Below are 8,771 nucleotides of genomic sequence, written 5' to 3' on the forward strand. Positions count from 1 at the left end.
GTTGAAGAATGCCACCAACCTGCGCGGCCGCCGCCCGCGCAACGGCGCCTCGTTTGTCGCGCCGGTCGACGGCAGGGCGCATGTGTCGGGCGAGCGCACCGTGCCGCTGCTGCAGCAGACGATCCCGGCGTTGCTTTCCGATACCGTCAGCAAATACGCCACGCTGGATGCCGCCGTCTTCGTCGAACAGGACAAGCGCTTCACCTGGAGCGAACTTTCAGACACGGTGGACGCGCTGGCCGCCGGCTTCCTGGCGCTCGGCCTGGCAAAAGGCGACCGCGTCGGCATCTGGTCGCCCAACCGCTGGGAATGGCTGGTGACGCAATTCGCCACCGCGCGCATTGGCCTTATCCTGGTCAACATCAATCCGGCCTATCGGCTGGTCGAGCTGGACTATGCCTTGAACAAGGTCGGCTGCAAGGCGCTGGTCACATCAGCCAGTTTCAAGAGCTCCGACTATCTCGGCATGATCGAAACGCTGGCGCCGGAGATCGCGACGGCGACGCCGGGCAAGCTCGACGCGAAAAAAGTGCCGGCGCTGAAGATCGTCATCCGCATGGGCGAGGAGAATTCGCCGGGCATGTTCAATTTCGCCGACGTGCTGGCGATGGCCGGGCGCGACGAGCATGACAGCCTCGACCGGATCTCCGAAGGGCTGAAGCCCGGCGACGCCATCAACATCCAGTTCACCTCAGGCACGACAGGCGCGCCAAAGGGCGCGACGCTGACCCACAACAACATCGTCAACAACGGCAATTTCGTCACCTCGGCGATCAGGCTGACCGTCGACGACCGGCTGTGCATCCCGGTGCCGCTCTATCACTGCTTCGGCATGTCGATGGGCACGATAGGCTGTGTTACCAAGGGCGCGACCATGGTTTTTCCAGGTGAGGGGTTCGACGCCGGCGCCACGCTGAACGCTGTGGCGGGTGAGCGCTGCACCGGCCTCTATGGCGTGCCGACCATGTTCGTCGGCCTGCTCGACCATCCGGATTTCCAGTCCTTCGATCTCACCAGCCTGCGCACCGGCATCATGGCCGGCTCGCCGTGCCCGATCGAGGTGATGAAGAAGGTGGTGTCTCTGATGCACATGGCAGAGGTGACCATCGCCTATGGCATGACCGAGACCAGCCCGGTGTCGTTCCAGAGCAGCGTCGACGACCCGCTGGAAAAACGCGTCTCGACGGTCGGCCGCGTCCACCCCCATGTCGAGGTCAAGGCCATCGATGCCGATGGCGCCACCGTTGCGGTCGGCGCGCCGGGCGAGCTCTGCACGCGCGGCTATTCAGTGATGAAGGGCTATTGGGACGACGAGGAAAAGACCCGTGAGGCAATCGACGCCGATGGTTGGATGCACACCGGCGACCTCGCCACCATCGATGCCGAGGGCTATTGCAACATCGTCGGCCGGGTCAAGGACATGGTCATCCGCGGCGGTGAGAACGTCTACCCGCGCGAGGTCGAGGAGTTCCTCTATCGCCATCCCAAGGTCAGGGAAGTGCAGGTGTTTGGCATTCCCGACCCGAAATACGGCGAAGAGCTTTGCGCCTGGATCGTGCTCAAGCCCGACCAGATCGCAACCGAGCAGGAAATCAAGGCCTTCTGCGCCGGCCAGATCGCCCACTACAAGATCCCGCGCCACATCCGCTTCCGCACCGAATTGCCGATGACGGTGACCGGCAAGCCGCAGAAGTTCCTCATGCGCAAGGCGATGGTCGAGGAGCTGGGACTGGTGGCGCAGAAGACGGCTTGAGCGGGCACTTCCCCCGTGGGGACGTTCGTGGCCGGGTTGTTGTCTGGTTGCGGGTTGGGAAGTTTGTTCGCTTTGCGGGCAACGCGGCCTTTTATTACCGGCTGCCGGAGCACGCCCTCGCAACCTACTTCAGAATCGCGGCGAGTTCGATCAAGTCATTTGCCATGTATTCCCAACCATCGAGCGGCGCGATAGCGGCAGCCTTCGACGGGTCGTGCGCTTTTGAGCGAACGACATACGCCGTCTTCAATCCGCATCGACGCGCGGCGTCCAGATCGTAGTCGTGGGCGGCAACCAGCATCGCCCTGTCCGGCTCCACGCCCAGCAGCTCACAGGCACGAAGATACACCTGTGGCATCGGTTTATAGGCCTTGGAGATATCAGCGCCGAGGATCGTATCCCAAGGCAGCCCGGCATGTTTTGCCATGTCCACCAGAAGTCGGGTGTTCCCATCGGACAGCGGTGCGACGATGAAGCGTTCCTTCAATCTGGAGAGGCCCTCCACCGAATCCGGCCACGGCTTGAGGCGGTGCCAGGCCAGATTGAGGTCTTCCAATTCGGCGCTCGGTAAAGCCGATGGCGTCAGCCCGAACCCTTTAAGGCACGCTTCCAGGTTTTCCATGTTGAGCAGATCGAGCGGAACAAAGGGCCGACGACCGCACCGGACGGCTTCAACCGATGCGTCATAGCGTCCGACCCAAGCATCGGCAAAAGCACCGGCGTCGATATGCAAGGCGTCATGGCGCTTCAGAAAAGAACTCGCCTCCGCCGCTATGCTGCCGCGCCAATCGACAACGGTTCCCAAGACGTCGAAGAACAATACCTCAACTTTCGTCACTTTAGCTCTCCATGCTCGTCGGTCTGGTGGTCCGTCAGTCGCGGTAAGAGGGATCGATCTTGTTGCCGCTTGAAATAATCGAAATGCGTGAAAGCCTGATCGTTGTAAAGCAGCCAGCCGTCCGCTGTTTTCAGCGCCAGATTGTCGGACATGACCCAGATCGTCGGGCATGACATTGAGCGGTTGCCCGTCGATCGGCCCCCCAGTACTGACTCGATCTTATCGGCCGCTGCGAGTACCTTGAGTGCGTCCGAAACATCGGCGGCGACGGCGGGACCCTCGCCGCCCTTGCCTTTGATTTCCGCTGTCAGCTGGCTGAGAGCGGGGTTTGTGGCGGGCGAGCAGAGGCGCCGGTGATCACCGCTGTCTTCCCGCTTTCAACCCGACGGCGCCAGGTCGGTGTTGGCAAAGTCTAAGCCGCCGGTCCCTCGAGCCCGCTTCTCTCGTGAGATTTCCACAGGAACCAGCCGAGGACGGTACCGAAGAAGAATGTGTGGGCAAGAAACTGCACGACTGGGCTTGCTTGCAGGAACCAAGGGAATGCGATCGGCGCGATCACATAGAAATTGACGAGCCACAAGGCGAGGCCAAAGACGCTGCCGAGACCAATGAAGGCGGCGGATCCTCGCAGCATTGAGGCAATCTCCCCGAACACGATCCCGTAGATGATGGCCAGGATCAGATGGACGATCACGCCGGCGATGCTGGCCGTCAGTAGCGAATAGCCGGGATCGAGAGCTTCCGGCCCAAGCGCGATGGCGCCAATCATGCGCAGGGGCATGAAAAACGCTTCCGCCCCCATCATGAACGCACTCGCCGTCATTTCGAACGCCGCAAAGACGAGGCCTGCGACGATGCCCGCAACGGCTCCCTGCTGGAGTCCCCATCGGATGTCGCGCGGCGTCACTGGTGTGTGGATGTAATCACGGTAAGCCATGATACTGCTCCCTTCTGGAACGCAGACTCCTCCGTAAAACCAATGCGGGATGCGCGTCGGCGGTTCCGGGCGTTCGGTGTAATTCACGGGGATTTGATTGAAGTTGAGGTTTCTCAGGCCGCCAGCACTGCCGCATCCAGCCCGCGAATAATCTTCGCCAGCTCCACACATTCGTCGTGGCGTACCTTGTTGCGCCGCCAGGCGAGGCAGATCGTGCGCTGCGGCATCGGCTCCTGGAAAGGCACGATCTTCAAATCGGGGATAGTGCTGGCCGGTCCTGCCGCCATTTCCGGGATGAGCGTGACGCCAAGCCCGTGCGCCACCATCTGCAGCAACGTCGTCAGGCTGGTCGCGCCATAGCTTGCCATTGCCACCGGCCGCACGCTGCCGCAGACGGCAAGCGCCTGTTCGCGCAGGCAATGGCCTTCCTCCAGCAGCATCAGCCTTTCCAGCGCCGGGCTTTCCGGCGGAACCGGCGGCGAGGCGAAGGCGGGATCGCCGGCCGGCACGGCAAGGAAGAACCGGTCGAAGAAAAGCGCCTCGGTGATCAGCCCGGGCTGATCGAGGGGAAGGGCCGCGATGAAGGCGTCGAGTTTTCCCAGAGCGGTGTCCTCGACCAGCGACGCCGTCACCGCCTCGCGCAATTCGAGCTGCAAGGCCGGAAAATGCCGTTTCAGCTGCGGCAGCACATGTGGCAGGAGATAGGGCGCGACCGTCGGGATTATGCCGAGCCGGAAGCGTCCTTCCATGGCAGGGCGCCCGCGCCGGGCCGTCGTCTCGATCTCGCGAATGTCGGCAAGAATACGCTCGATGCGCGGCAGCATGGCCTGCGCCTCGTCGGTCATCCGAACCGATTTGCCGCCGCGCTCGAACAGCTGACAATTCAGGCGCAGCTCCATCTCCGCGATCTGCGAGGACAGCGCCGGCTGGCTGACGCCGGCCAGCTTCGCCGCGCGGCCGAAATGCAGCGTCTGTGCCAGCGCCTCGAAATATTGCATCTGCCGGACGGTGAGACCTATCATAAGGAAAACCTATCGCAACAAACAGGAAAGGCAATTTGTTTTTATCGGCAATGCGGCCTAGTCTGGAACCATTCCAGAATGGCGTGGCTCAAGGCCCGTCCGGAAAATCAACAAATCCCGGGAAATCGACAAATCCCGGAAAATCCACAATCGGAGAGAACGATGGACGCAAAGACCGATGACAATAGCGTGGGAAAATGCCCGGTCGCGCATGGATCGGCCGGCAGGACCAACCGTGACTGGTGGCCAAACCAGCTTGACCTTGCCGTTCTCCATCAGCAGTCGAGCCTCTCGGATCCGATGGGCGAGAACTTCGACTACGCCGAGGAATTCAAGAGCCTCGATCTCGATGCGGTGATCAAGGACCTGCACCAGGTGATGACCGATTCGCAGGATTGGTGGCCGGCCGATTTCGGCCATTACGGCCCGCTCTTCATACGCATGGCCTGGCACAGCGCCGGCACCTATCGCATCGGCGATGGCCGTGGCGGCGCCGGCGCCGGCCAGCAGCGTTTCGCGCCGCTCAACAGCTGGCCGGACAACGCCAATCTCGACAAGGCACGCCGGCTGCTGTGGCCGATCAAGCAGAAATACGGCAGGAAGATCTCCTGGGCCGATTTGTTGATCCTCACCGGCAACGTCGCCCTGGAATCGATGGGCTTCAAGACGTTCGGCTTCGCCGGCGGGCGCGCCGATGTCTGGGAGCCCGAACAGGACGTGGACTGGGGGTCGGAAACCAAGTGGCTCGGCGACGAGCGCTATTCCGGTGATCGCGAACTTCGAGGCCATCTCGGTGCCGTGCAGATGGGGCTGATCTACGTCAACCCGGAAGGGCCGAATGGCACGCCCGATCCGTTGGCCTCGGCACGCGACATCCGTGAAACCTTCGCCCGCATGGCCATGAACGACGAGGAAACCGTCGCGCTGATCGCCGGCGGTCACACCTTCGGCAAGACCCACGGCGCCGGTGATGCATCGCTGGTGGGCGCGGAGCCGGAAGGCGCCGGCATCGAGGCGCAGGGCCTCGGCTGGTCGAGCAAGCACGCCACCGGCATTGCCGGCGACGCCATCACCTCGGGCCTCGAAGTGACCTGGACCACGACGCCGACCAAATGGAGCAACAACTTCTTCGATAATCTGTTCAACTACGAATGGGAACTGACCAAGAGCCCGGCCGGCGCCCATCAGTGGACGCCAAAGGGCGGCGCCGGTGCAGGCTCGGTGCCGGACGCGCACGATCCGTCAAAGCGCCGCGCGCCGGCGATGCTGACCACCGACCTCGCGCTGCGGGCCGACCCGGCCTATGAGAAGATCTCGCGACGTTTCCATGAGAATCCGGATCACTTCGCCGATGCCTTCGCGCGCGCCTGGTTCAAGCTGACCCATCGCGACATGGGTCCGGTTGTCCGCTATCTCGGCCCGCTCGTGCCGAAGGAAGAGCTGATCTGGCAGGACCCCATCCCGGCCGTCGATCACGAACTGATCAGCGAGCAGGACATCGCCTCGCTGAAGGCGAAGATACTGACCTCTGGCCTGTCCGTTTCCGAACTGGTCTCGACCGCCTGGGCCTCGGCCTCGACTTTCCGCGGTTCCGACAAGCGCGGCGGCGCCAACGGCGCACGCATCCGCCTGGCGCCGCAGAAGGACTGGGACGTCAATCAGCCGACCGAACTGTCGAAGGTGCTTGCGCAGCTCGAAGGCGTCCAGAGCGAGTTCAACGCCGGGCAGACAGGCGGCAAGAAGGTCTCGCTTGCCGACCTGATTGTTCTCGGCGGCGTCGCCGCGGTCGAGAAGGCAGCCAAGGACGCCGGCCATGACGTGGAGGTGCCTTTCACGCCAGGCCGCATGGACGCCTCGCAAGAGCAGACGGACGTCCAGTCCTTTGCCGCGATCGAGCCAAAAGTCGATGGCTTCCGCAATTATGTCAGGGGCAAGCAGCCGATGTCGGTCGAAGCGATGCTGGTCGATCGGGCGCAGCTGCTGACCTTGACGGCGCCGGAGATGACGGTGCTCGTCGGCGGGTTGCGGGTGCTCGGCGCCAACACCGGCAAGTCGAAGCACGGGGTGTTCACCGACAGGCTGGGCACGTTGACCAACGATTTCTTCGTCAACTTGCTCAGCATGAGCACGGTCTGGGATCCGGCCGCCGGCTCCGATGAAGTCTACGAAGCGCGCGACCGCAAGACCAAGGCGGTCAAGTGGACCGGCACCCGCGCAGATCTGATCTTCGGCTCGCACGCGCAGTTGCGTGCGCTTGCCGAGGTCTACGGGTCGGCGGATGCCGGGCAGAAGTTCGTTAGGGATTTCGTCGCGGCCTGGACCAAGGTGATGAACCTCGACCGCTTCGACCTCGCTGCCTGATCCAGGCACAAGGATTTCTGGACGCAACAAAAAAAGCGCGGGCCGTGGCCCGCGCTTTTTTTCGTATATTCGGGCTTCGAGAATCAGTCCTTTTCGAAGATGCGGGTCTTGGCGACCACGCCGGCGATGGCGCCGCCGATCAGCGGTGCGACAATGAACAGCCAGAGCTGGCCGATCGCGGCACTTCCCGAAAACAGCGCCGGGCCGATCGAGCGGGCCGGATTGAGCGACGTGCCGGTCACCGGGATGATGGCGAAGTGCAGTCCCGCCAGCGTCAGGCCGATGACGAGGCCGGCAAAGGCTGTCGTGTGGCTGCCGCTGGTGACGCCGAGGATCACCGTCACGAAGGTGAAGGTTCCGATCAGCTCCCACAGGAACGCCGAGCTGACGCCCCATTTCGTCGCATCCCAGCCATTGGCGCCGAAGCCGCCGGTGTGTCCGCCGACCTGTCCGGAGACGATGATCCACAGCGCCAGCGACGCAATGATGGCGCCGATGATCTGCGCGATCCAATAGGGAATGACGTCCTTGGCCTGCATTCGGCCTGCGAGGAACACGCCGAGCGTCACCGCCGGGTTGAGATGCGCGCCCGAGATCGGGCCGATCGCATAGGCAGCCGCAATCAGGCCGATGCCGAATGCAAGACCAATGCCTTCCTGGCCGAGCGGCAGCGCGCCGCCGAAGCCGCCCGTCACCACCGAAGCCGTGCCGATGAACACCAGTAGAAATGTTCCTAGAACTTCCGCCAGATAAGTCTTCATTGCCCTCTCCTCGTAATTTCCCGCCGATCCGCTTGCAGTTCTTGGCGAATCACGCAGCGAAAGAGTATCGCAACTTCAAAAGTTTGGAAGCACAAGCATTGCGCCGACTACAGCGCCGCGCGTCCATTGGGACGCGCAAAGGACGCTGTAGCACTTTGATTTTGCGTATGATCCTTACCGAAAATCGATCCCGATTTTCGGGGTCATGCGCTAGCTGTGGGTGCCAACATATCTGCGCTCGATCGGGTGTCCGAGGCTCTCTCCGCTTGTGCGCGCCAGTCGCGCGCTTTAGAGCAGGGCGGAAGTAATTTGCTGAATAACGGAATAAGAAGATGCGACTGGGCGGACGGCTGGCGGCGGCCATCGAAGTGCTGGAGGATATCGGCCGACGGCACCGGCCGGTGGCCGATGCGCTGAAGGACTGGGGCCTGTCGCATCGCTTCGCCGGCGGCGGCGACCGCGCTGCGATCGGCAACATCGTCTATGACGCGCTGCGCCGGAAGCGCTCGGCCGGCTGGCTGCTGGGCGAGGACACGCCGCGCGCCATCGGCTTCGGTGCTCTGCTGCTCGAATGGAACCAGACCGCACAGTCGCTGAACGAAGCGCTGGACGGCGACAAATTCGCGCCGCCGCTGCTCAAAGCCGACGAGCTGAAGGCGGTCGCCGATAGCAGGCTTGCCGATGCGCCGCCCGCGGTGCGCGCCGACATTCCGGACTGGTGCGAACCGCTTTTCGAACGGGCCTTCGGCGCCAACTGGGTCGATGAAGGCGCAGCACTTGCGACGCGTCCGCCGCTCGACCTCAGGGTCAACACGCTGCGGGCCGATCGCAGCAAGGTGCTCGCCGAACTGGGCGAGACCGATGCCAAGCCTGCACGGATCGCGCCGCACGGCATCCGCATCCCGCCGATCGCAGGCGACGGCAGGCACCCGAACGTCCAGGCGGAACCGGCCTTCCAGAAAGGCTGGTTCGAGGTTCAGGACGAAGGCTCGCAGATCGCTGCCACGCTGGCTGGCGCGGAGGCCGGGATGCAGGTCCTCGATTTTTGCGCCGGCGCCGGCGGCAAGACGCTGGCACTTTCGGCGGCGATGGACAATCG

Annotated in this window: 7 protein-coding genes and 1 pseudogene; 3 read left to right on the forward strand and 5 right to left on the reverse strand. The window is 63.1% G+C overall.

Going from position 1 to position 8,771, the window contains the following annotated elements; all coding sequences use genetic code 11:
• The first annotated feature begins 1 nt into the window (after position 1).
• Complete coding sequence (locus E5W87_RS31065; protein WP_292406445.1) at positions 2 to 1,753, forward strand: AMP-binding protein; 1,752 nt, start codon at positions 2 to 4, stop codon at positions 1,751 to 1,753.
• Between the two features lie 124 nt (positions 1,754 to 1,877).
• Here E5W87_RS31065 and E5W87_RS31070 read toward each other — a convergent pair whose 3' ends face one another.
• The 4 genes from E5W87_RS31070 to E5W87_RS31085 form a co-directional block, all read right to left on the reverse strand.
• Positions 1,878 to 2,591 carry a haloacid dehalogenase type II gene (locus E5W87_RS31070; protein WP_292406447.1) on the reverse strand — a complete coding sequence of 238 codons (714 nt, stop codon included), beginning with the start codon at positions 2,589 to 2,591 and terminating at the stop codon, positions 1,878 to 1,880.
• Complete coding sequence (locus E5W87_RS31075) at positions 2,588 to 2,743, reverse strand: hypothetical protein (protein WP_292406450.1); 156 nt, start codon at positions 2,741 to 2,743, stop codon at positions 2,588 to 2,590. The genes E5W87_RS31070 and E5W87_RS31075 overlap by 4 nt, the downstream gene beginning before the upstream one ends.
• Positions 2,744 to 3,003: 260 nt before the next feature.
• Positions 3,004 to 3,615, reverse strand: a complete 612-nt coding sequence (locus tag E5W87_RS31080) for a hypothetical protein (RefSeq protein ID WP_292406453.1) — start codon at positions 3,613 to 3,615, stop codon at positions 3,004 to 3,006.
• A gap of 26 nt (positions 3,616 to 3,641) precedes the next feature.
• The gene (locus E5W87_RS31085) at positions 3,642 to 4,550 is read right to left on the reverse strand and encodes a hydrogen peroxide-inducible genes activator (protein ID WP_292406456.1); all 909 of its coding nucleotides are present in this window, start codon (positions 4,548 to 4,550) and stop codon (positions 3,642 to 3,644) included.
• Between the two features lie 162 nt (positions 4,551 to 4,712).
• On the opposite strand from E5W87_RS31085, the gene katG reads away from it, so the two are divergent.
• Complete coding sequence (katG, locus tag E5W87_RS31090; protein ID WP_292406459.1) at positions 4,713 to 6,911, forward strand: catalase/peroxidase HPI; 2,199 nt, start codon at positions 4,713 to 4,715, stop codon at positions 6,909 to 6,911.
• Between the two features lie 83 nt (positions 6,912 to 6,994).
• Here katG and E5W87_RS31095 read toward each other — a convergent pair whose 3' ends face one another.
• Entirely contained in the window at positions 6,995 to 7,672 is a 678-nt protein-coding gene (locus E5W87_RS31095; RefSeq protein ID WP_128285315.1) for an MIP/aquaporin family protein, read from the reverse strand.
• A gap of 332 nt (positions 7,673 to 8,004) precedes the next feature.
• Between E5W87_RS31095 and E5W87_RS31100 the strand changes: the two are divergent.
• A pseudogene (locus tag E5W87_RS31100) lies at positions 8,005 to 8,771 on the forward strand (MFS transporter); the annotation flags it as partial.

It is taken from the genome of Mesorhizobium sp. (assembly GCF_004962925.1).
Taxonomy (GTDB): Bacteria; Pseudomonadota; Alphaproteobacteria; order Rhizobiales; family Rhizobiaceae; genus Mesorhizobium.

What these genes read in the sequence shown, in the direction of transcription:
- E5W87_RS31075 (WP_292406450.1), bottom strand. Translation starts at nt 2,743, where the DNA reads ATGTCCGACAATCTGGCGCTGAAAACAGCGGACGGCTGGCTGCTTTAC.
- E5W87_RS31095 (WP_128285315.1), bottom strand. Translation starts at nt 7,672, where the DNA reads ATGAAGACTTATCTGGCGGAAGTTCTAGGAACATTTCTACTGGTGTTC.
- E5W87_RS31085 (WP_292406456.1), bottom strand. Translation starts at nt 4,550, where the DNA reads ATGATAGGTCTCACCGTCCGGCAGATGCAATATTTCGAGGCGCTGGCA.
- katG (WP_292406459.1), top strand. Translation starts at nt 4,713, where the DNA reads ATGGACGCAAAGACCGATGACAATAGCGTGGGAAAATGCCCGGTCGCG.